The sequence below is a fragment of the Phycisphaerae bacterium genome, assembly GCA_019636475.1.
Taxonomy (GTDB): domain Bacteria; phylum Planctomycetota; class Phycisphaerae; order UBA1845; family UTPLA1; genus JADJRI01.
In genome coordinates, this window is record JAHBXN010000004.1 from 320,076 (window position 1) to 342,293 (window position 22,218).

Here is a 22,218-nt window from a genome sequence, read left to right on the forward strand (position 1 = left end):
CTCAGTTCGCCTTCTCCTGGAGATAGAGAAATGCCTGGATCGCCGCCTGGGCGTTCGGACTCTGCTCGCGACCCTGAACGACGCCCTTCAGCAGGGCGTAGGCCGCGTCCTGTTCGGTCCGGCGTTCATCGTCAGACGCCGCGAGCGATGCAAGCAACAGGTGCGCCGTCGCTTCGCCGATTTCAGACTGCCATTTCTGGTCCTTGCCTTGAATTGTGGCCGAGCCGATTTTCGACGATGAACCGGCAAGCGTCTTGCCGACTGATGCATAGATTTTCGCCGCCTCGGACGCCTTCGACATTGCCTTGACGCGAAGGTCCTCGTACTTCGATTCCATGTCAATCGGCTCATCGCGGCCGGTGCGGCGCGAGATGCTCAGCCGGACTTCGTAGTCCGAGCGGATCCATTCATACTGATCGGCATGCGTGATGGCCAGCATCAAGAGGCTCTCCGCCCCGATGATCTCCGCGGCAGCCTTCATGTCGACATCCTCAGAGATCATCTTGATGCGGTCCTGGTCCATCTCCGTCGCTCCCGTCGCTTCGGAACGAGCGTCATTCTGTCGATTGGTCGCGCCGGTCACGGCCTTCACGGACCACAGCGCGCTTTGCTGCAGAGACTTCGCCGCCTCCACGGCAGCGCTGTCGGCAAGGCGAAGGTGTTTTTCGGCGATCGAGAGCAACTGATCGATCTGGCCCAGTTGCTCATCGGCGAACTGCAAGGCCGCCCGTGCTCGCGCTTTCATCTCATCGCGCTGCTTGACCATGTCCGCTTTGCGGGCGATCAAGGTCGCTTGAAACTTCTCGCGAGACGCCAGTTGCTCCTTTCGTTGCTGAACGCGATCAAGCAAATCCCGAATTCCCAGTTGCTGGTCGCCGCCCTCGTATTTCGTTTCGAGCATGTCACCGCCGGGAGGCGGAGATACGACCTGGGCGTTCGCAATCGTGCCGTTGCGAAGGATATCGATTGCCGCTTCGGCATTTCGGGCGGCTTCCGAAAGGCGGCCGTACTCGCTGTCGGGTTCGTGAATCGGTGCACCCTGTGCTTCCAGTTCGCTCATCCGCCGGCGTGAAAGGACCGCCACTTCCTCCAGTTCGCCCACGCGACCTTCGGCCTGCGCGACCGCTTGCGCGATCTGCGCCACGGTCGACTTCAGACCCGTGATTTCCTTCTCCTGCTCCTCGATCTGACGGGTCAGATCGGCGATCACATCGTTGGGAGCTTCCGCCTCGAGTGAACCGGCGATTCGCTGAAGAAGCGTCACGGAGTCGACCAGCGAAGACGCCTGCTTTCGATAGACCTCGGCCTGCCAGGCTTCGAATGCGGCCCGATTGCGTTCAATGCGTCCCTTGGCCTGATCCAGAATCGCCTTGATGCGATTGGCCCCGAGCAGATTGGATGTATTTGCATCTCCGCCACGTGCGTTCTCAAGTTCGCGAACGGCCGTGGCTGCCTTGGTCAGCAGCTCTTTATGTGCGGCCACATATTTATTCTTCAATTCATTGGGAGCGGTGCGGAATTGCAATTGGCCGGACTTGACGCTATCGCCGGCGATCGCCGTCCCGCGGTCGCGATCGGACTGTTCGATCGCCTGCATGGCCTGCGCGGACTGTGACAGCGCATCCAGCAGATCCTTCGCGACGAGCCCCTGCGACTGCTTCAGAATCTCGTCGATTCGCGACGTGTCGAGTCGGAGCTCCTGTTCGGATGCTGCCCGGGCGTCAGCCAACGCAACCAGGCTTTCGTCAAGGTTCAGCAGGACGCGCCGAATCTTTTCGATCGGGTCGGCAGCCGCCTTGGCGAGTAGTTGCTTCTCGCTCTGAAAGGGACTCAGGTACAAAGGGGACGCAACGAGCGCGCCGACAACCGCAAGTCCGACGGCTGCGCCGACGATTCCACCCACACCGAGACTGGGTCGCGTGGCCAAGGCACTGTCTCCTTTGTGATTCCGTTACAACTGCGCTGGGGCGCAAGGCAGGCGGACCGAAGTCGTCCGGCCCCCCGGAAGGTATGACTTCAAGGCTTTGCCAATACAATATTTAACACCGATCTCCTCCCCTTGTCAATCGATTCCGGCGTTGTAACTTCGTGTCAGGCCCGACGAGGCTGCTGTTATCCGGGCATTGCGGAATATCGGGCTGCAAACCCGCATTTGCCGGAGAGCTGTCCGTCCGAGCGCCGGGTGGGCTTAATACCCGAGGCAGGTCCCGATCGACCGAGCAACTCGCAGCAATTCGTTTTCCGGCTCAATCGTTCGCTGGCGGCCCGCGACGTCTGCGATGGACACGCTGCCAGTCTGGCCATGCTGGATAACCACCATCCGATTGAATTGACCGGTCGACAGCAGGTCGATCGCGGCATGGCCGAAACGCGTCGCCAGGACGCGATCCGCCGCGCAGGGCGTGCCGCCGCGCTGGACGTGGCCCAGCACCACGGCGCGGGACTCGATTCCGGAGCACATTTCGAGCTGTCGCGTCAGTACATGGGCGATGCCTCCGTATCGGACCGGGTCCGGGCTGTCGGCGATCGTCTGCTGAATGACGGCCTGGCCGCCGAGTGGTTTCGCACCCTCCGACACGGCAACCAGGGTGCATGCCCGGTGCGTCTCCATGCGGTGCTTGCATACTTCGCAAAGCACGCCGATATCATACGGAATTTCAGGAATCAGCACGATGTCACAGCCGCCTGCCAGGCCGGCGTGCAACGTAATCCAGCCGGCATTGCGGCCCATCAATTCGACGACGATGACACGGTGATGGCTTGCCGCGGTCGTGTGCAGTCGATCGATCGCTTCCGTGGCGATTTCAACGGCAGTCTGGAATCCGAACGTGGTGTTCGTATGCATCAGGTCGTTGTCAATCGTCTTTGGTACGCCGACACACCGAAATCCCATGCCTGTCAGGTTATTCGCGCATGTCATGGTCCCGTCACCACCGACCACGACAACGGCGTCTAGTTTATGAGCGTTGTAATTGGCCATCGCCCGGTCGCGGACATCCTTGAATATCGGCTGTCCCTGGTCATTCGTGCCGACCGCGAACCGTGCGGGGTCGGCTTTGTTGGATGTGCCCAGGACCGTGCCGCCCCGGGTGAGAATGTTGCTGACACTTTCCCAATCCATTGGACGAATTCGATTCTCAATCAATCCCAGGAAACCGTCCTCGATACCGAATACCTCCCATTTGTGATCGAGTATGGCCGTCTTGGTGACGGCGCGGATCACGGCGTTCAGACCCGGGCAGTCGCCGCCGCCGGTGAGGATGCCGATGCGTTTGATAGTCGGTGTTGCCATGGAGGAGCGCTCCGTGAATCGGCGTTGAAGAGGGGCGTGCCTGACAAATGGGTCGACGCGGCCTATCGGTTTGCACGCCACCGCCAGGGAGTTGCGCGGCGCGGTCAGTGTATGACTTGCACCGTGTAGCGTCCATTCATACGCTTGCAGGTCGTGGAGCAGACGCCATCGAACAGTGATGATTCCGCCTTGGGGGTGGAACGGCTTTCCGTCGGTTGGGCGTGTGCTTCGATTGCACTGTTGATGCTCGGCCTTCGGATGCTGGTCTTGGAACATCCGCACCCGGTGCATCCCGATGAGATGGCTTTCATCGCCGGGATTGGGTATCCGGCCGATTACCCCGTGCATCATCCCGGCTACGCGCTATGGGTTGCACTGGGAATGTCGCTCGCCCGTTTCGGTGTCGAGCCGTATTGGGCTTTTGCAGTCTGGTCGTTGCTCGCTTCCGTGGTCTCACCGGCTGTCGCGTTTCTGATTTTTCGACGATTCATGTCGGGCTCGGTCGCCTTCTGGTCGGCACTGGCTTTCGGTGCGAGTCCGCTGATGTGGTTTTCGTCAGTCACGGCCCTGACCTATTGCACCTCAACGGCCCTGGGGTTGTTCATCGTCCTGGCATGCGTCCGCGCTGTATCGACTGGGAGTCGGGCTTTGATTCTGGTCGCAGCCGCGCTGATGGCGCTGTCGTGCCTGTTGCGCGTCGACCTCGTCCTTTATCTTTTTCTGCTCGTATTGCTGTCGGAGCGATGGGTCGGTCGCAAGACTCTGCCAGCTTTGACGTTGGGGTTCACCCTGCTCGGTTTCGTGATGCTCTATGCTGCCGGCTGGTGGCTCTACGGTCGTGGCGATCCCGCGTCCGCATCGGCGCGACTGGCGCACACCCGCGAAATTCTTTTCGGCCAGAGTGTGTTTCGGGCCGGTCTGGTTGACGGTCTGATTCGAAACGCGGTCAAGATTCTGGTCAATCTGGGATGGAACTTCGCCGCGGCTCTTCCGGTATTGCTGGCGATCGCCGTATCGTCACGCCGGAGAATTCGCGGCGTGGACTTGCCTTCACCCGGCGCGGCTCCGACCGCCGGCTGGCTCACCGCATGTTGGGTCGGGCCGGGGCTCACGCTTTTGTTGCTGACCCATGTCGTTCAGGGCTACTTCCTGCCTCTGCTCGGGGCGGGCTACCTCGGCATCGGTGCGTACGTCAGCCGTCGCGTGGAACCCCGCCGGAGAACATGGGCCACGGCGACAGTCGCGATCCTCACAGCCGCGCAGTTCATTGTGTACCCCTGGTCGAGCGAAAGCGCGGGCTGGAAGCGCATCGTCGACGGAAAAATCGGATTTATCAGCCGCGCGGGGCTGTTGCACATCGATCTGCGCGGTCGCATTCATGAGGATGGCGATTTCTGGCGCACCCCGGCGCATGATCTGACAAGGCCCGGCGATCCACCACTGCGCTCTTAAACCGGTCCGGTTGAAACCTCTCCAGCGCTGACTATATTGCAGAGTATGAGAAACAAGGAAGTTTCTGCCGTTCTCGACGACATTGCCGACCTGCTCGAAATCACTGGCGAGCAGTCATTCCGGATCAATTCCTATCGCCGCGCCGCTCGCACCGTCAAAGATCTCACGCAGGATATCGAAGACCTGGCTCGCGCCGGTGAGTTAGGAATGTTGCCGGGGATCGGCAAGGGGATGGCGTCGAAAATCGAAGAGTTTCTCGCCGACGGCCGCATCGGGATGCACGATGAATTGCTCGCGACCGTGCCGTCCGGCTTGCCTGCGCTGCTGGGCATTTCCGGAATGGGACCCAAGAAGGTCGCGCTCGCATGGAAGCAGTTGGGAGTGACCTGCATAGGGGATCTGAAACGAGTCATTGCGTCCGGTGAATTTGTGAAGCTGAAGGGAATGGGGGCCAAAAGCGTCGATCAGATCGCTAAGGGCATCGAGCTTCTGGAACGGACAAGCGGCCGGACACCTCTGGGAATCGCTTGGCCGTTGGCCGAGGAACTGGCCGGTGCGATGCGAGCGGTCAAGGGCGTTCGTCGCGTGGAAATTGCCGGCAGCCTGCGGCGCGGCTGCGAGACAATCGGCGATGTGGATCTGCTGTGCGAGGCGGACGATGGACCGTCAGTAGTTGGCGCGTTTGTCGCGTTGCCGCAAAGTCGTCGGGTGCTCGCTTCCGGTGATACGAAGGGATCGATCCTCGTGCAGCGGCGTGACGGCGCCGAAATCCAGGTCGATTGTCGAGTCGTGCCCGGAGAATCATTCGGTGCCGCGCTTCAGTATTTCACGGGCAACAAGGCGCATAACATTCGTTTGCGCGAGATGGCATCACGTCGCGGCTGGAAGCTCAACGAATGGGGCTTGTTCGATGGCGAAAAACGCCTCGCGGGCGCGGACGAGACTGGAATTTATGAGCGTCTCGGAGTCCTCTGCGTGCCGCCCGAGCAGCGAGAGGACCGCGGCGAGCTTGATCTGAAAGTGCCGACCGCACTGATCGAGCTGGCCGACATCCGCGGTGACCTGCATTGCCATACGACCGCCAGTGACGGAACCGCCGATGCCCAGACGATGGCATCGGCCGCCTGTGAACGCGGCTATCAGTACATCGCCATCACCGATCATTCGAAATCCAGCGCGATCGCCAACGGACTGGCGATCGACCGCATGTGGCGTCAGATCGAGAAGATCAAATCGCTGAATCATGAGCACGATCGCATCACGGTGCTCGTCGGCTGTGAGTGCGACATCCTCGCGGATGGTTCGCTGGATTATCCAGATAATCTGCTTGCCGCCTGTGATTTTGTTGTCGCAAGTATTCACAACGCCATGAAGCAGGATCGCGATCGCGTTACCAAACGCATGCTCGACGCGATCGACCATCCGTGCGTGAATGTGATCGGCCATCCGACGACCCGTCTGATCGGTCGCCGCGAGGCGATGGATATGGACATCGCTTCGATTGCCGCACGCGCCGCGGAGACAGGCACGGCGCTGGAGATCAACGCATCATGGCAGCGGCTCGACCTGTGCGACCTTCATATTCGCATCGCGATGGAGGCCGGGGCCCAATTTTGCATCAACACAGATGCGCATTCCATCGCGCAATTTGACCAGATGATCTACGGAATCAAGACGGCTCGTCGCGGCTGGGTTACGGCCCGGGATGTCGTTAACACGTTGCCGTTGCCGAGCTTGCGGAAATGGGTCGCCCGAAAGCGCAAGCGGTCTCAATAGCAGCCGAAACGGCAGGTGTTACGATCGCGCCTGCCGTTTCGGCAGTCGAATTCACGTGGTGGCGCCAGTGGCCAAAATTTCTAACTTCTTATTTTAGATGACATTAGCACTTTCTGTCGTGCCGAGGCGATTCGGCATGGGGGTTGCCCTACGACCTGCCGGAGATTTTCTATCCGCGTTGCGGAAACGCGGAAGGCGTCAGGAACGAAGGGTTTCATAGGCGCTTTTGTTGATTTCATCGTCTCGTTTGTCAATCTCGGCGGCGTTCGACTTCGGTCGATGGCCCGAGCTTTGGAACAGGCAACGCAAGACTATTTCGGCAGAAAAGGCTACAGGAGGCATTGGCCCATGGGTGCAAAGCAAGTTGTTTTCAGGGAGGACGCTCGGTCGGCTCTGTTGACCGGCGTTCAGAAGCTGTCGTCGGCGGTCAAGGCGACCCTCGGTCCCCGCGGGCGAACCGCGATCATCGACAAGGGCTGGGGCGCGCCGACGGTCACCAAGGATGGTGTGACGGTCGCGGAAGAGATTGAACTTTCTGATAAGTATGAAAACCTCGGCGCACAACTTGTGAAGGAAGCGTCGAGCAAGACATCCGACGCGGCCGGCGACGGCACCACGACTGCGACGGTGCTGGCGGAGGCCATTTTCAAGGAGGGGCTTCGAGTCGTTACGGCGGGCGCGGACGCGATGGCGGTTTGCCGCGGCATTGAGAAGGCGGTTCGCGCCGTCTCCGCAGAGATCCAATCGATGTCTCGCCCTGTGAAGGCGGATTCGAAGGATGTGGAAGACATTATTCGGGTCGCGTCGATCTCCGCGAACAATGATCGCGAGGTTGGCGAGAAACTGGCGGACTGCTTCAAGCAGGTCGGCAAGGATGGGGTCATCACGATCGATGAGGGCAAGAGCCTTGAAACGACCGTTGAGGTCGTTGAGGGCATGCAATTCGATCGCGGCTATCTTTCGCCTCACTTCGTGACCGATCCGGATGAAATGGAATGCGTTCTGGAAAAAGCGTTCGTCCTGGTCTTCGAAGAGAAGATTTCGAATGTGACCAAGCTGGTTCCGCTGCTTGAGAAGGTGGCGAAGACCAAGCGGCCGCTGCTTATCATCGCGGAAGATGTCGAGGGTGAGGCACTTGCGCTGCTGGTCGTAAACAAGCTTCGGGGCATTCTCCAGGTGGCCGCGGTGAAGGCGCCGGGCTACGGCGATCGGCGCAAGGCCATGATGGAAGACATCGCGGTTCTCACGGGCGGCAAGCCGATTTTCAAGGATCTCGGCATCGAGATGGACGGCATCAACATCGCCGATCTGGGCCAGGCCAAGAAGATTCAGATCAGCGCGGACAATACGACAATCATTGAGGGTGCCGGCTCATCGAAGGAAATTCAGGGTCGCATCGAGTTGATTCGCCGTGAGATCGATGCGACGACCAGTGACTATGATCGCGAGAAGCTTCAGGAACGCCTCGCGAAACTCGCAGGCGGTGTGGCTCAGATTCTGGTCGGAGCGGCCACAGAGGGCGAGATGAAGGAAAAGAAGGCTCGCTACGAAGACGCTTTGCACGCGACGCGAGCTGCGGTGGAAGAGGGCATCGTTCCGGGCGGCGGTGTGGCATTACTCCGTGCGCGGTCGGCAATTGACAAGGTTCGAGCCAGCGGGGACGACGAGAAGGCCGGCGTCAACGTGGTTCGCCAGGCAATTCTCGCCCCGATCATGACGATCGCATCGAATGCCGGCGTCGAGCCGGGCGTGGTCGTTCACAAGGTCGAGGGCAAATCCGGGGCGTTTGGCTACAACGCTCTCACGGATTCCTACGAGGACCTCGTGAAGGCAGGCGTCATCGATCCCGCCAAGGTCGTTCGAACGGCATTGCAGAATGCCGGCAGTGTGGCACGCATTCTGTTGACGACTGACTGCTGCGTGACGTCGAAGCCGGAAGAGAACGCCGGCGCCGGCCATGATCATGACCATGACGACGAGATGGGCGGCATGGGTGGAATGGGCGGCATGGGCGGCATGGGTGGCATGGGCGGCATGGGCGGCATGGGCGGCATGATGTAATCCCCCAGTGGGATTTCGCGAGGGTAGTTTGACGTGACTCTCGCGGTTTCGCTCGATTCTGATGTGTCAGTGATGGAATTCAAACGCGGCCCATCGGCCGCCTGAGATATGAAATCAGGAGTTACGACAATGGCGAAGTTGAATATCACTCCGTTGGATGATCGCATCGTGGTGCAGCAGCATGAGGCCGAAGAGAAAACGGCCGGCGGCATTGTTCTGCCGGACAACGCGAAGGAAAAGCCGACGCGCGGAACGGTCATGGCGACGGGTCCCGGGAAGATGCTCGATTCGGGCAATCGTGCGAAGCTGTCGGTCCGCATCGGCGACGAGGTGTTTTACGGAAAGTATTCCGGCACGGAAGTGTCACTGGACGGTAAGAAGTACACGGTGCTCCGTGAGCACGACGTGCTGGCGGTGATTGAGAAGTAAGGCGATTGGATGGTCGTTCGCGCCGGCGGAGACTGCCGGTGTCGCCAGACAGAATTAGCGCCGCGAGACACGCGGAGATGAGGAAACAGTTATGGCAGCAAAGCAGATGATGTTTGACCATTCGGCCGCCGAGAACGTGGTCGCCGGTCTTTCCAAGTTGGCGGCGGCGGTGAAAGTGACGCTGGGTCCGACCGGCCGCAACGTGTTGCTACAGAAGTCCTGGGGTTCGCCCCGGGTGACGAAGGACGGCGTTTCGGTTTCGAAGGAAATCGAACTGCCCCAGCCGTTCGAGAACATGGGCGCCAAGATGGTGAACGAGGCCGCGAGCAAGACCTCGGACATTGCCGGCGACGGCACGACGACGGCCGTTGTGCTGGCCGAAGCCATCTTCAAGGAAGGCCTCAAGAATGTGGCGGCCGGGGCAAACCCGATGCTCCTGAAGCGTGGCATTGATCGTGCGGTCGATGTTGCGGTTGAGCAGATCAAGAAGATGTCGACTCCTGTGAAGGGATCAAGCGACATTGCGAAGGTTGGTACTGTCAGTGCGAATGGCGATGTGGAAATCGGCGCCATGCTGGCCGAGGCGATGGAGCAGGTCGGCAAGGAGGGCGTCGTCTCAATTGAAGAAGGCAAGAGCTTCGAGACCGAGAAGAAGGTCGTCGAGGGCATGCAGTTTGATAAGGGCTACATCTCTCCCTACTTCATCACGGACACGAGCGAAATGCAGTGCGTGCTTGAAGACGCGTACGTGCTCATCTACGAAAAGAAGATAAGCAGCGTTCGCGATATCGTTCCGCTGCTGGAGAAGGTCGTTACATCATCGAAGCCGCTGCTCATTCTGGCGGAGGATGTCGATGGCGAAGCACTGGCCGCCCTCGTCGTGAATCGGCTTCGCGGCATTCTGAAGGTCTGTGCCGTCAAGGCTCCCGGCTTCGGTGATCGGCGCAAGGCCATGTTGGAGGACATCGCTGTCATTACAAACGGCGAATTCATCAGCGAGGATCGGGGCTTGAAGCTGGACAGCATCGAGCTGAACCAGCTCGGACGGGCCAAGAAGATCATCGTCGAGAAGGAGAATACGACGATCATCGAAGGCAGCGGCAAGAAGTCGGACGTGACGGCACGGGCGAACCAGATTCGTGCGCAAATCGAGCGCACCACGAGCGACTACGATCGCGAGAAGCTACAGGAGCGTCTGGCCAAGCTCACGGGCGGCGTTGCGGTCATTCGGGTTGGCGGCGCCACCGAGATCGAGGTGAAGGAGCGCAAGGACCTGGTCGATGACGCGTTTCATGCGACGCGAGCGGCGGTTGAGGAGGGTGTGGTGCCGGGCGGCGGCGTGGCTCTGCTTCGCTGCATCGATCCCATCAAGTCCGCAGCCAAGAAGGTGGACGGCGATGAGCAGACCGGCATGATGATTGTCTCGCGGGCGCTGAGGTATCCGACGCGACAGATCGCCGAGAACGGCGGCAAGGATGGTTCGGTCGTCGTCGAGCAGATTCTTGAACAGTCGGGCAGCTATGGGTACGACGCCCGGAAGGACGCGTACTGCGACATGATCAAGGCCGGCATCATTGATCCGGCGAAGGTCGTCCGCTCGGCGTTGCAGAATGCGGCAAGCGTGGCAGGCACGCTGCTGATGAGCAATGTGATGGTCACGGAACTGAAGGACAAAGACAAGGATCATGCGATTCCTGGTTCGATCCGATAAAGGAATATCCTGAAGTGAATTCGGCATCGGGGCCGGGGGATTGCCCCGCCCGATGCCGATTTTTGTTGGAAGAATCAGGAGGCATCAGCCTCTGTCACCGGCTCTGACGACGGGGATCAGTTCACAGCCGACGGTCAAGCCGCGAACGCAGCGCCCTTTCGTTGCCTAGACACAGAAACGATGAACGTGGCGGAAAAGCGCGATTACTACGAAGTGCTCGAAATCGGCCGCGACGCGTCGCCGGATGAGATCAAGCGCGCCTTTCGCAAGGCGGCAATGAAGTATCATCCGGACCGCAGTTCGTCGGATCCCGGAGCGGACGAAAAATTCAAGGAGGCCTCGGAAGCCTACGAGGTGCTCTCCGATCCTGAACGCCGCACGCGATACGATCGACATGGACATGCCGGTCTGAGCGGTGTTGCGGGTCACGATTTTTCGCGGATGAACCCCAACGATATCTTCAGCATCTTCGGGGACATCTTCGGGGACGTGTTTGGGGGCGGCCGTCGTGCTTCGCGCGGCGTCGATCTGCAAACGGAGATCGTGCTGAAGCTCGAGGACGTCGCCCAGGCGACCGAACGCCAGATCGAATTCACCCGAAATGACTACTGCGACACATGCGCCGGCAAGGGCGCCGAGCCGGGCAGCAAGGTTGTCGCGTGTGACACATGCGGCGGATATGGCCAGGTCGAGCGAACGAGCGGCGGCGGGTTTTTCTCGACGCGCGTAGTGACGGCTTGTCCTGTGTGTCATGGTCGTGGCAAGTCGATCACGAAGCCCTGCAAGAGTTGCAGTGGTTCCGGGCGGATGCCGAAGCGGCGCGTGGTGACGGTCAAGATTCCCGCCGGCATTCATGACGGTCAGGCGATTCGACTGCGTGGCGAGGGCGAGCCCGGCGATGACGGGACCTCTCGCGGCGATCTTCACTGTTATGTCAGTGTGAAGGAGCATCCATTCCTTCAGCGACATGGCAATGACCTCCTGTGCGAATTGCCGATCAGTTTTTCGCAGGCCGCACTCGGCGCGAAGATCGAAGTTCCGACGCTCAGGGGGCGCCACGAGGTGGTGATTCCCGCGGGCACGCAGCACGGCGAGCTGATCCGTCTGCATCGCATGGGGCTGCCGGACATTCGCAACGGACGGCTCGGTGATCAGGCGGTGCGCGTGCTGATTGAAATTCCGCGCAAGTTGAATGCACGACAGGAGGAATTGCTCCGGGAATTTGCTCAGACGGAAGATGCTCGCGTGATGCCGAACAGCCGCGGGTTCTTCGACAAATTGAAGGATTTCTTTGACGGTCGCACCGGTTGAGCGGGCGGTGATCGAAGATGGGTGCTGCCCGGGTTGCGTTAGTCGGTGTGCATTGAACCGCTATTGAGAGATGCGGGGCGATTCCGGTCGGTGGAAATCGCAGACCCATTCCACCGAGCTGTGCCTCAGGAGTGATGCGACGACGGCCGTCGCCTCCCACAAGGAACAAATGAACTCGCAAAAGAACTGACCATGGGAGACCAGACAGAAGACAACATGGCACGCAACGGCCTTGAAGAACTTGAAGGCACGACCTCAAACGGGCGTCCGGATGGTGTCGTGTCGGACGACGGCGCGCCGATCGGTTCCGGCGTCGCAGCCGGGCCGGAAGATGAGAAAGCCGCACTGGTGCGCGAGCGAGACGAACTGAAGGACAAGCTCCTGAGAGCGCAGGCGGAGTGCGCGAATATCGCGAAGCGCCTCAATCAGCAACATGCGACTTCGCTGCGACATGCGTCGTCCGGCTTCGCTCGAAGCATGCTGCCCATTCTGGACGGCCTGGAGCGCACGCTGCAAAGCCTTGAGCCAGCTGATCGGAACGATCCGATTTACGAGGGCGTCATGCTGCTTCGTGACGAATTCATCAAGGCGCTTCGCTCGAACGCAGTGGAGCCGATTGAGTCGGTCGGTCGCCCGTTCGATCCCGCATTTCACGAAGCGCTCATGCAGGATACAAATTCAGATCTGTCTTCCGGCACGGTCTCCCAGGAATTCGAACGCGGTTACAAATTGCATGATCGCGTTCTTCGGCATGCGAAAGTCGCCGTTTCGGCAAAGCCTCGCGAAGGCGACGGCGTTGACGATGGCGTCGAGACCGTGTTGAAGTCGTGAGCATTGGATTGAGTGCAGGCCGGACAGGTTCCGTTCGGTAGGAGCACGCAGATATGCCGACGTACGAGTATCAGTGCGAGGAATGTGGTTCCGTGTTCGACGTGTTTCAGTCGATCAAGGCATCCCCCCTCAAGAAAGCGGAGTGTGAAACCTGCGGCAAGTTGCGCCGGGTCAGTCGATTGATCGGCACCGGAGCGGCCGTGATTTTCAAGGGGGCGGGATTCTATCAGACCGACTATCGGAGCGAAAGCTATCGCAAGGCCGCGAAGTCAGACTCTGAAGCCGGTTCGGGCCAATCGGCGGAAAAGAGCGGCTCCGACGCCAAGTCAACATCGGAATCCAACTCCGCCGGGGCCTCGTCATCCGGCGCGAAATCCGCTGAATCAAAGGCGCCCAAACCCGGTGGTGGCAAGCCGGGCAAGCAATCCAAATCTTCCAAATGAAGGCGGTGCAGATGCCGCGGCACGCACGGACCGATTGCCGTCTCATCCGTACCAACTGGGCGGCTGGGATTCTATCAGGCGGCACGCATCCGGGTGGTTGACGGCGAACTCCGCGCCGATCAGGAATCCCTGTTGAGTGATCGTGCAGTGTCGGACGATCGCCGGCACCCGGTGCGCTTCGGTGTCAGACCAGAACAACTTCACCGCCAGAATCGAACCGACGCTCAGGCCGTGATCGCAGTAGAACGCCAGGCCGTCGCTGGAGACATCCTGGAGTGTGGCGGATTCGTCATGATGAGCGCCGGCATCGAGACGCGCGTACAGGATGGGCACAGCGCGATGATATCGCGTGGACGCTCGGCGGTTTCGATAAAGCGCGCTGCTCGAGATTTTTGCCGCGCGTTCGACAAAACGTTGAATCTCGCGTTCCATGATGTGCGCAATCGGAGTTGGGGCCGTCTGGGTCATAAGCTTCCTCTAATGGCCTTGGCGCGTCGCTGCCGATTGTTCCCACGCGCATATGGTTTTCATCGCGCCGCGCATCTGCATCGCGGTCTTCGCGTGGATTATCCTACAATACAGTCTGCCTCCGTTGCGCGAGGCAGGGGCACTTCTCGGACCCAGACCGCTCGGATCTCGGGTTGCCGCCTGGTTTTTCGGAGCCGCAGGGGAGTTCGCGATCGAATGGGCGGGCTGACAGTAGGGTCGGCGCGGCTGATGAGCCATTCTGCGGCGATTCATTATTTCGTGTTCCGGTTCACTTGTCTGTCATTGCATCGCGGCATAGAGTTTCTGTCGATTGTTGGCAGGCCTGTGCCAGGCAATCATTTCTAATTACGGAACTCCGAGTCACACCGCACCGCCGTCGGACCCGTGGAGAGGTGTTATGAATTCTCGAATTCTCTTTCGCGCGGTGTGTTTACTCCCATTCGCTCTGGCCTTCGGTGTATTGGGCGCGATCTCGACGCCGCTCGGTGCACAGGAAGCGCTGCCGCCTGGACTGAAGCCACATAAGCGGCCCGCGGCCAATGGCGACATTGATTGGACGAACGGATTCGTGCAGGCGCGCGGATTCGGTCGAGCGAAGGGCCGCAGCCCCCAGGATCGGCAGATGGCAGAGCGTGCGGCGACGGTGGTCGCGGTGCGAAACGCGCTCGCATTGTCGATGGGTCTGAAGATCGACGACAAGGGTCGTCTCGGTGGCGTGCGGAACGGTGAGGTGCGCATTCGAGGCAAGGTGAAGGGATACAAAGTCTATCTTTCCGAGTGGCATCCCGACGAGCGGCCGCCACGATTCAAGGTGAAAGTTCGTGTGCCGATCTGGGGATTGGAAGGGGTCAGCTCAGTCGTTTATGAGCGGAAACATCAGGAGGCGTCGCGCGGCGTCTCGCATGTCGCGCTGGTGCGTGAGCGGATCGATGTGTCGGACTGCGTGCTGATTATTGACGCACGGGGTACGGGAATTGAGCCGTGCCTGTTTCCGTCAATCATTGATTCAAGTGGCCGCGTCATCTATGACGTGAGCGTCATGCAGGCCGGGGTCGATCGTTGCGAGAGACCGCTGCGTTATGCCGAAACATCGATGTCTTCGGAGGAACTCAGGGCATGGGCGGAGATCTCGTGGGATGAAGCGCAGGTGGCATCGCTTCAGCAGGTTGGGGCGCCGCCGCAGTGGCCGGTCGAGCTGATGTTTGGATTTGAGGGCTCGGAGTCAGGAGTCATGGCCTTGGGGGTTGTGTCGGCGCCGCCGGCTGCTTCTCAACCCACGACGCAATCGAGCGGTCGACGCAGGAAACGTGTCATCCAGGCGGTGAAAACGCCGACTTCGGGTGACACGAAGATTGTGCTGACAAAGGCGGATGCGGAAGAACTGGCGAAGAGTGCGGAGGGGGCGAGCCTTATCCGAAGCGGCCGAGTGATCGTGGTCGTCGACACGGTTGCGGCGGGTGTGCAAGGGCGTGGCGAATCGGCCGGAGACGACGCCTATCTGGCGACGGAGCAACCGTCGAATTGAGCGATCGGGATCGCGAAAGTCCGGCAGCCTATCTTCAGGATCGCCCGGTTCTTTCGCGGTCGGGGGCGTGGGTCTGCGTCGTCGTGGGGCCGCTGGCGACGGCGATCATTGCGATCTGGCTGTGCAATCTTCCGGGAATCTCCCGGCTGGAAGGCGCGACGCTGGACTGGCGATTCCAATCTCGCAGCCCGCGCAGTTCCACCACAAAACTGGTCATCATTGAAGTGGATGAGGACAGCCGGCGTGAATTGAAGCACGACGGTCTGGTTTTCAATTTGCGGGAACATCTTGCGAAGGCGATCGACCATCTTGCGGAGGCCGGGGCACTCGTGGTCGGGCTGGATATCTGGCTTGAGGATCGGACGACGCCGGAAGTCGACGATGCGCTGGCGACAGCCATCGCTCGTTCGAATGTGGTGGTTGCGACGGTTTACAGCGATGGCGGCGTGATTCGTGCCGCCGATCTTTTTCTCGAAGCGGGCGCAGTCGAGGGAGTGATTTCGGTTGAGCCGGATCCAGGCGATAACGTGCTTCGGCGTGTGAATCCTTGCCTATTTCTGGATGTGCTGGTTGATGGCAGGCTTTCGGAGTCGTCGCGCCTTGCTCATTTCCCGCTGTCGCTTGCCTTGTTTGCGGTTCTGGATCAGGACGACCATGCGGCGATCTCGTTCAGTGATGATCGGGCGCTTGTCGGCCCGCATCAACTGCGGGCCGGCGAACTGGTGGACTACGTCGCGGTGAAGCGAGGCGGTGATGGGGACGCTTTTCGGTGGCAGACCATGTCTCTCGCGGATGCGGTGCTGGCGCGATTTGATTCGAAATTGATAGATGGGGCGATCGTGATCATCGGTGAGTCAAGAATGGTGTCTGATTCGTTCAGGACCCCGTTGTCGTCGGAGCCGACGCCCGGCATCTATTACCATGCCAATGTAGTGGCACAGATACTCGAAGACCGGCATCTCGACGATTCATGGTGCAGGCCGTCGTCGGCCGAAGCGCTGGCCGGCGGTTCGGCGTGGGCGGCCGGAATTTTGGCGTGGATTCCGCTGGTTTATGGACGACGGCGCGGCCGATGGATTCAAGCTGCGTGGTTCGCCGTCCTAAGCGCGGGCCTTCTGCCGGGTCTTTGGATCGCGATGGCTCACTGGGCGTTTGATCAATCAATCGTGGTGCCGATGGTCGGTCCACTGCTGGGTATTGTCGTGGCGCTGGCAGTGGCTTACGGGGCGCGGTGGATTCTGGTTTCAATGGAGGCCGGGCGGCTGGCTGAGCGTGCCCGTCGCATTGAACGGTTGTTCAGCCGCAGCGTGTCCTCGCGGGTGCTGGAGGCAATCAAGGCGAATCCCGAGCGAATCGCGGCCACCGAGGTCCGCGACGTGACGATCCTGTTCTGTGACCTGCGCGATTACACCAGACAGACGTACGACATGCCGCCGATGCGGGTGGCCGCGATGCTGAACGAGTATTACGAATATATCACGTCGGCCGTCTTCGAAGAGGACGGTTTTCTGGATAAGTTCGTGGGTGACGCGATGATGGCGGTTTTTTCAGCGCCGATTGAGCAGCCGGATCATGCGGCGCGCGCGGTCCGTGCGGCGATGGGGCTCAAGGCACGGCTGCTGGAACTCAATGCACATCGCACCTCGCGCGGCGAAGCCGCGTTGTCGTGCGGCATCGGGCTGCATTCGGGGCCTGCAGCGCTGGGGCATGTCGGGAGCGCGGAACGTTCGAACTATACGGTCGTCGGCGCGACGGTGAATCTCGCGTCGCGCATCGAGGGGCACACGCGCGGCGGAGAGATTCTGGCCAGTCAGGCTTTGTTCGATCGGCTGGATCCGTCGTTTCAGAAACGGGCCCGGCCGTTCGGCATGGTGGAACTACGCGGGGCGACCGGCAAACATGCGCTGTATGAAATTGTGATCCCAGCCTGACAATCGGCGTGGTTTTCGATTGTCGCGACATGGTTGGTTTGAATGAAATAGACGATGGTATAAATGCGGGCATCGGCCACCGATCCGCGCGTGGTGGTCGGTGGAGGGTGTGTGCGGCATGTGGCTGGCCTGTGTTGCCTCTGCCAGCCGGCGCCATCGTATTGAATCGCGCGACGAGAATCAGTATATTCGAGCTAATTGTAAAGGTCTGTCCGGCCGAAATGCCAACCGCTGGGGCGGGTCGGCGGGATACGCGGCGCGTGTTTTGGGACGTTTCTGTTCCGAATTTAAGCGCTGCCGTCGCCCGAATCGGGCGATGAAATTTCAGGTTGGGCGGGGGCCTTCCAGAATCCGGGATACGCTGCCGGGATTTTGTGTGAGCGGCAGAGAATTAGCTCGTTTACAACATCGCCTTCCTGCCACCTCGGCGTGGGGAATCCTAGTCTAAAGTTGGGTTGGACAACGTGAAGTGGAAGCCTCGCACAGGTCTGGTTTGCTCCGCTGTCGCATTGACCGCGCTACTCGGATTGTTCGGCGCGGCCACCGAACGCCTCGGCGCGTCTGTGCATGACGATCCTGTAAGTGGCCGTGACGAGTTTGCATCCGCGCTCGCTGAAGACGAACCAGCGACCACGCAGGCAGCCACCGAGCCGGCTGACGGAGTCGAGCAACCGGTCGTCGCCGTTGAATCCAACGAACCGACCACTCAGCCATCGTCAGCGCCGGCGGCGGAGCGTGGCGGGCGACGTGATCGCGGCGGACGTGGCGGGGGCGATTCGGCTTCCCAGCCCACCCTCATCATCAGCAACGGCCGAATCCTGACCATGGATGCCGAGAATCGCGTGATCAACGGTACTGTCACGATCCGCGATGGCCAGATCGCCACGGTGTCCGAGGGCGGCGGCGGCGCGATGGGTGGGGGGCGACGACCGAATCCATTTCTAACGATCGTTGACGCCAAGGGCCGCTATGTGACTCCCGGTTTGGTGGACGCGTGGAGTTCGGCCGGTGTAACGGCGGGTGGTCCATCGGGTGGGGGAAAGGCGTCGCTGGATGTTCGCGACGCGATCGATGGTTTTCGCACGAGTATGTTCAGCGAAGCCATTAAGCAGGGCGTTACCGCTTTGTGTGTCGAGCCATCTGGGCGGAGCGGTGTCGCGGGACTGGCCGCGTTGGTTCGTCTTCAGGATCTGAGCGATCCAGGCGCATTGACAACAGAACACACCTGTCTGGTGATTCGCGTCGGCATGGGCCGCGTCGGGCCTTTTGCGCGGCTCGGGGAGATGAAATCGCTCCGCGAGTTGTTCCGCAGCGCAAAAGAGTATCGCGAGGGATGGGAAGAGTATGACGAGGCGTTGGAGAAATACGAGAAGGACTTGAAGTCCGGCAAAACGGTGAAACTGTCGGATGATGCCAAGCCCGCCGGACCAAAAACCACCGAGAAGCCTGAGCCTCCGCCATCCGGTCCCGAACCTCGCCGAGGCCGGCGACCGCGTCCACCGCGAGACGATTCGCACGAGGGCCATGATCACGGTCCGGTCGAAGTCGGCGACGGTGATTCGATTCCGAATGCGCCACGATGCCCGCAGCATCCTTGGGTGATTGTCGTGTGCTGCTGTCCGGAGGATCACAGCGGAGAGGCGAACTGCGAGCATGATCATCCTGAGACGCCTGAATTGCCCTCTTGGCTGACGCTTGATGTCGAGCCGGGAAAAACAGCGGATAAGAAGGATGGCAAGAAGGGCGACGAATTTAAGAAACCGGACAAGCCGGCCCGCGATCCGGATCAGGAAGTGCTGGTCAAGGCCTTGAAGCGCGAACTTCGCGTACGGTTCGAGGTGCACCGCCCCGCCGATATCCTGAACGTGATCGACATCGCAAAGGAATTCAACCTGGATGCGACGATCAGCGGCGGATCCGGGGCGGGATGGGTCGCGGAGCATCTGGCTGCCGCCGAATATCCCGTGCTTTTGTCCGAGTTCATTCCGAGTGCATCGGTTGATTTGACGCACACGCGCGATCTGTCGTCACACAATGTCGGCCGCCTTCGCGACGCCGGCGTGACACTTGTGATCGGCAGCGGTGCGGTTGAGGGTGGGTCGAGATCCGCTTACCTGGCTCAGAACGCCGCGCTGGCGGCGGGCCAGGGCCTTCCTATGCAGTCCGCCCTTCGGGCGATCACGATCGATGCAGCGCGACTATGTGGGGTTGCCGATCGAATTGGAAGCATTGAAAAGGGAAAAGCCGGCGATGTCGTCATCTGGAAAGGGCACCCGCTCGCGCCTGATTCAGTCGTTGAGTACGTCTTTGTCGGCGGCAAGCGGGTGTATCCATCGGCGCCGTGAGGAATTTCGTTGAATCGTTTGCCGCACAACTCGATCAAGCTTGGGGTGGCGCGAACAGGTGACCAGACTACTCGCTGCGCGCATCGCGTGGATTGGCGTTTGGGTAAGTATCTTGTAACGCTTGTCGCGGTACTCTCGTGTCTGGTCTCTGCGTCATTCGCCGAGGAATTGACGTATTCGGTTCGGGCCAAGGGCTATCTCGATCCTGACGGCGAATTGGTAAAAAACGTCACACTCGTCGTACAGGACGGTCGAATCAAGAAAATCGGAAAGCGTGTTCAGCCGCCCGATGGCGCGGTTGTTCTCGATCGTTCGACCAGCTTCATCGGCCCCGGGTTGATCGACATACACGTGATGCTGGGCACGATGGGACGCACCGGCGAGTCGTCCCGCGCGATCGAGCCGAACGCACACGCCGTGGACCTTGTGAACGCGAGCCATCCTGACTTTCTCAGGGCGGCGTCGGCTGGTGTGACAACGGTTGTTTTGTCGCCATCAAGTGTGAACATTGTCGGCGGTGCGACTTACGTGCTGAAGACCGGCGACGGTGAGGCATCATCGCGGCAACTTGGCGATGGTCCGCTTTATCTGTCATTTGCGTCACGAGCTTTCGCTGCCGATCGAACACCGACGTCGCTTCAGGGCGCCTTGGATGAACTGCGACGCCGACTTGTTTCGACGCGCGGTGACCAGAAAGACGAATCAGCGTTCGCGAAGTGGGCCAGGTCGGAGCGAGCGGCGTTTGTCGAAGTGGACGACGCGGCCGCAATGTCGTCGCTCGCACGTTTTGCGAAAGAGGAGGGCTTGAAGTGCATTCCGGTTCATGCGAATTATGCCGCCGAGCGGCTTGAGGATGCCAGGTCCTTCAATCAGCCGATCGTACTGGGCGTCTACGAATTCAGCGATCCGTTTCGGTTCACGCGTGCTCCGGCGATTCTCGAATCGGTTGGCGTGCCGGTGGCGTTAACGAGTCAGCCGCCGAGGTACGCGCCGGAACTGCTGCGGGTCGGAGCGGCCATCGCGATGCGCCAGGGGCTTTCCAGGAAGGCGGCGCTGGCTTCCATCACGACCATTCCGGCGGAGATTCTGGGATTGCAGCAACGCATCGGGAAAATCGCGCCGGGCATGGACGCGGACTTTGTTCTCTATGACGGAGATCCGATGCGTTTGAGCTCTCGCATTGAAGCGGTCTTTATCGGGGGCCGCATGGTTTACTCGCGCAAGCACACCAACTCGGAATCGGAGGTGGTTCGGTGACCAGACCGCGACTTTCGATGAGGGTGTGCCACGCCGGCGTCATGGCACTGATGATGATGGCTGCGGTTTCGCCACTGTTTGGTCAGACTGAACGGGTGCCGGCCGCCGATTCGAAATCTGCCCCGGCGTCTGAGCCAGCTGATACGGTCGTACTCAAAGTCGGCAAACTCTATGAAAAGCCCACGAAGCCGCTGATCGACTCGATACTTGTTGTTCGCGACGGGGAAGTGGTTGATTTCGGTCGCGACATTGATGTGCCGGCTGGTGCTCGCGTGATTGAATTGCCGAACGCTGTCATCACGGCTGGCTTGATCGACGCCTGCATTTCGGCGGCTGCATTTCAGAATTACAAAGGTCCGGAAAACGAGACGGAGTGCACGCCGCAGCTTCGTGTGCTTGACAGCATTGATCTGCGCGATGAATCCTTGCGCCAGCTCGCAGAGTCAGGCGTTACGGCAATTCATGTAACCGCTGAGCCGGTCGCAGTGATCGGACCGCGCGGCGCTACGCTGCGGACGAGTGGTCCGATCGGCGCCCGCACCATCAAACCGGCCGACGCATTGAAGGTGACCATCGGACGGGAGCCGATGTATCGACGCGGCTGGAACCGCGGTCCCTGGGGCGATGTGTCTTTCATGACGCGGCGCCCCACGACCCGGATGGGCCTCATCTGGACTCTTCGGAAATCATTTCACGACGCCTCCGCGGCGATTCGGGGCGAAAGTCCGGGCACCCACGGCGACAGTTCGCCATCGGAAAATGCGCTTCCGCTCCTTGAGCGTGCACTCAAAGGCGAAATTCCGATTCGAATTCAGGCCAGGCAGCAACTGGATATCCTGGCGGCGCTGCGCGTCGCGAAAGAGTTCGGCTTCGATTTTGTCCTTGAAGAAGGCACGGATGCGGCACGGTGCGCCGCGGAGTTGAAGGCTGCGGGAGTGCCGGTGATATACGGCCCGATTTTCGATTACCCAACCGGATTTCGCGCCGGCTCGGGCGAAGTGAATCGTGCGCGTTACAGCACGCCGGCCGAGCTGGTGCGATCGGGAATCACGCTGGCGTTGACGGCCAGTGATCTGTCGGGCGAGGCCTCGCTCGCAATGCAGGCCTCGTATGCGATGCGGTTCGGGCTGACTCGCGAACAGGCTCTGGCGGCGGTGACGACGACGCCGGCGAAGTTGCTTGGGATCGAGGACGTTGCAGGGGAGATCGGAAGGAATCGGCCGGCCGATCTGGTTGTCTGGTCCGGTGAGCCGTTTGAATTGACGTCGCGACCGGTCATGGTGATTGTCGGCGGCGAGATTGTGCTGGATCGGACAGCGGAATGAGGCGGACGCGAGGACTGTCGATGAGGAATCAAGAACAACG

General features: G+C 60.3%; 16 protein-coding genes. 13 read left to right on the plus strand and 3 right to left on the minus strand.

The genetic code is table 11. The features are described from left to right. Position 1 precedes the first annotated feature (1 nt). Complete coding sequence (locus tag KF841_08775; GenBank protein ID MBX3395449.1) at positions 2–1,927, minus strand: hypothetical protein; 1,926 nt, start codon at positions 1,925–1,927, stop codon at positions 2–4. 261 nt (positions 1,928–2,188) lie between these two features. Next, positions 2,189–3,292, minus strand: coding sequence for a 6-phosphofructokinase (locus KF841_08780; GenBank protein ID MBX3395450.1), 1,104 nt, complete (start codon positions 3,290–3,292; stop codon positions 2,189–2,191). 243 nt (positions 3,293–3,535) lie between these two features. On the opposite strand from KF841_08780, the gene KF841_08785 reads away from it, so the two are divergent. The 8 genes from KF841_08785 (at position 3,536) to KF841_08820 (ending at position 13,306) form a co-directional block, all read left to right on the plus strand. Beyond that, positions 3,536–4,744 (plus strand): glycosyltransferase family 39 protein, encoded by a 1,209-nt coding sequence (locus tag KF841_08785; GenBank protein ID MBX3395451.1) that lies wholly within the window; start codon positions 3,536–3,538, stop codon positions 4,742–4,744. Positions 4,745–4,789: 45 nt separating this feature from the next. Next, positions 4,790–6,520 (plus strand): DNA polymerase/3'-5' exonuclease PolX, encoded by a 1,731-nt coding sequence (gene polX / locus KF841_08790; GenBank protein MBX3395452.1) that lies wholly within the window; start codon positions 4,790–4,792, stop codon positions 6,518–6,520. A gap of 348 nt (positions 6,521–6,868) precedes the next feature. Then, the gene (gene groL / locus KF841_08795; GenBank protein ID MBX3395453.1) at positions 6,869–8,581 is read left to right on the plus strand and encodes a chaperonin GroEL; all 1,713 of its coding nucleotides are present in this window, start codon (positions 6,869–6,871) and stop codon (positions 8,579–8,581) included. Positions 8,582–8,710: 129 nt separating this feature from the next. Continuing rightward, complete coding sequence (gene groES / locus KF841_08800) at positions 8,711–9,010, plus strand: co-chaperone GroES (protein ID MBX3395454.1); 300 nt, start codon at positions 8,711–8,713, stop codon at positions 9,008–9,010. Positions 9,011–9,101: 91 nt separating this feature from the next. Next, the gene (gene groL, locus KF841_08805) at positions 9,102–10,721 is read left to right on the plus strand and encodes a chaperonin GroEL (GenBank protein ID MBX3395455.1); all 1,620 of its coding nucleotides are present in this window, start codon (positions 9,102–9,104) and stop codon (positions 10,719–10,721) included. Between the two features lie 180 nt (positions 10,722–10,901). Next, entirely contained in the window at positions 10,902–12,032 is a 1,131-nt protein-coding gene (gene dnaJ, locus KF841_08810; GenBank protein ID MBX3395456.1) for a molecular chaperone DnaJ, read from the plus strand. Positions 12,033–12,224: 192 nt separating this feature from the next. Beyond that, on the plus strand, positions 12,225–12,863 hold the full coding sequence (locus tag KF841_08815) for a nucleotide exchange factor GrpE (protein ID MBX3395457.1): 639 nt from the start codon (positions 12,225–12,227) through the stop codon (positions 12,861–12,863). A gap of 53 nt (positions 12,864–12,916) precedes the next feature. Then, on the plus strand, positions 12,917–13,306 hold the full coding sequence (locus KF841_08820; GenBank protein ID MBX3395458.1) for a zinc ribbon domain-containing protein: 390 nt from the start codon (positions 12,917–12,919) through the stop codon (positions 13,304–13,306). A gap of 42 nt (positions 13,307–13,348) precedes the next feature. Here KF841_08820 and KF841_08825 read toward each other — a convergent pair whose 3' ends face one another. Continuing rightward, on the minus strand, positions 13,349–13,774 hold the full coding sequence (locus KF841_08825; GenBank protein MBX3395459.1) for a PilZ domain-containing protein: 426 nt from the start codon (positions 13,772–13,774) through the stop codon (positions 13,349–13,351). Between the two features lie 418 nt (positions 13,775–14,192). On the opposite strand from KF841_08825, the gene KF841_08830 reads away from it, so the two are divergent. The 5 genes from KF841_08830 (at position 14,193) to KF841_08850 (ending at position 22,178) form a co-directional block, all read left to right on the plus strand. After that, a complete protein-coding gene (locus tag KF841_08830) occupies positions 14,193–15,320 on the plus strand; it encodes a hypothetical protein (GenBank protein MBX3395460.1) in 1,128 nt (375 codons plus the stop codon). Beyond that, a complete protein-coding gene (locus KF841_08835; GenBank protein ID MBX3395461.1) occupies positions 15,317–17,251 on the plus strand; it encodes an adenylate/guanylate cyclase domain-containing protein in 1,935 nt (644 codons plus the stop codon). The genes KF841_08830 and KF841_08835 overlap by 4 nt, the downstream gene beginning before the upstream one ends. A gap of 464 nt (positions 17,252–17,715) precedes the next feature. After that, a complete protein-coding gene (locus KF841_08840) occupies positions 17,716–19,596 on the plus strand; it encodes an amidohydrolase family protein (protein ID MBX3395462.1) in 1,881 nt (626 codons plus the stop codon). A 99-nt stretch (positions 19,597–19,695) separates the two neighbouring features. Beyond that, positions 19,696–20,853, plus strand: coding sequence for an amidohydrolase family protein (locus KF841_08845; GenBank protein ID MBX3395463.1), 1,158 nt, complete (start codon positions 19,696–19,698; stop codon positions 20,851–20,853). Continuing rightward, positions 20,850–22,178, plus strand: coding sequence for an amidohydrolase family protein (locus KF841_08850; GenBank protein MBX3395464.1), 1,329 nt, complete (start codon positions 20,850–20,852; stop codon positions 22,176–22,178). The genes KF841_08845 and KF841_08850 overlap by 4 nt, the downstream gene beginning before the upstream one ends. The last annotated feature ends 40 nt before the right edge of the window (positions 22,179–22,218 follow it).

Bases quoted from the DNA above. Each gene is read 5' to 3' on its own strand.
- groL (MBX3395453.1), top strand. From the start codon at position 6,869: ATGGGTGCAAAGCAAGTTGTTTTCAGGGAGGACGCTCGGTCGGCTCTG.
- polX (MBX3395452.1), top strand. From the start codon at position 4,790: ATGAGAAACAAGGAAGTTTCTGCCGTTCTCGACGACATTGCCGACCTG.
- KF841_08830 (MBX3395460.1), top strand. From the start codon at position 14,193: ATGAATTCTCGAATTCTCTTTCGCGCGGTGTGTTTACTCCCATTCGCT.
- KF841_08780 (MBX3395450.1), bottom strand. From the start codon at position 3,292: ATGGCAACACCGACTATCAAACGCATCGGCATCCTCACCGGCGGCGGC.
- KF841_08815 (MBX3395457.1), top strand. From the start codon at position 12,225: ATGGGAGACCAGACAGAAGACAACATGGCACGCAACGGCCTTGAAGAA.
- dnaJ (MBX3395456.1), top strand. From the start codon at position 10,902: ATGAACGTGGCGGAAAAGCGCGATTACTACGAAGTGCTCGAAATCGGC.
- groES (MBX3395454.1), top strand. From the start codon at position 8,711: ATGGCGAAGTTGAATATCACTCCGTTGGATGATCGCATCGTGGTGCAG.
- KF841_08825 (MBX3395459.1), bottom strand. From the start codon at position 13,774: ATGACCCAGACGGCCCCAACTCCGATTGCGCACATCATGGAACGCGAG.
- KF841_08785 (MBX3395451.1), top strand. From the start codon at position 3,536: ATGCTCGGCCTTCGGATGCTGGTCTTGGAACATCCGCACCCGGTGCAT.
- KF841_08820 (MBX3395458.1), top strand. From the start codon at position 12,917: ATGCCGACGTACGAGTATCAGTGCGAGGAATGTGGTTCCGTGTTCGAC.
- groL (MBX3395455.1), top strand. From the start codon at position 9,102: ATGGCAGCAAAGCAGATGATGTTTGACCATTCGGCCGCCGAGAACGTG.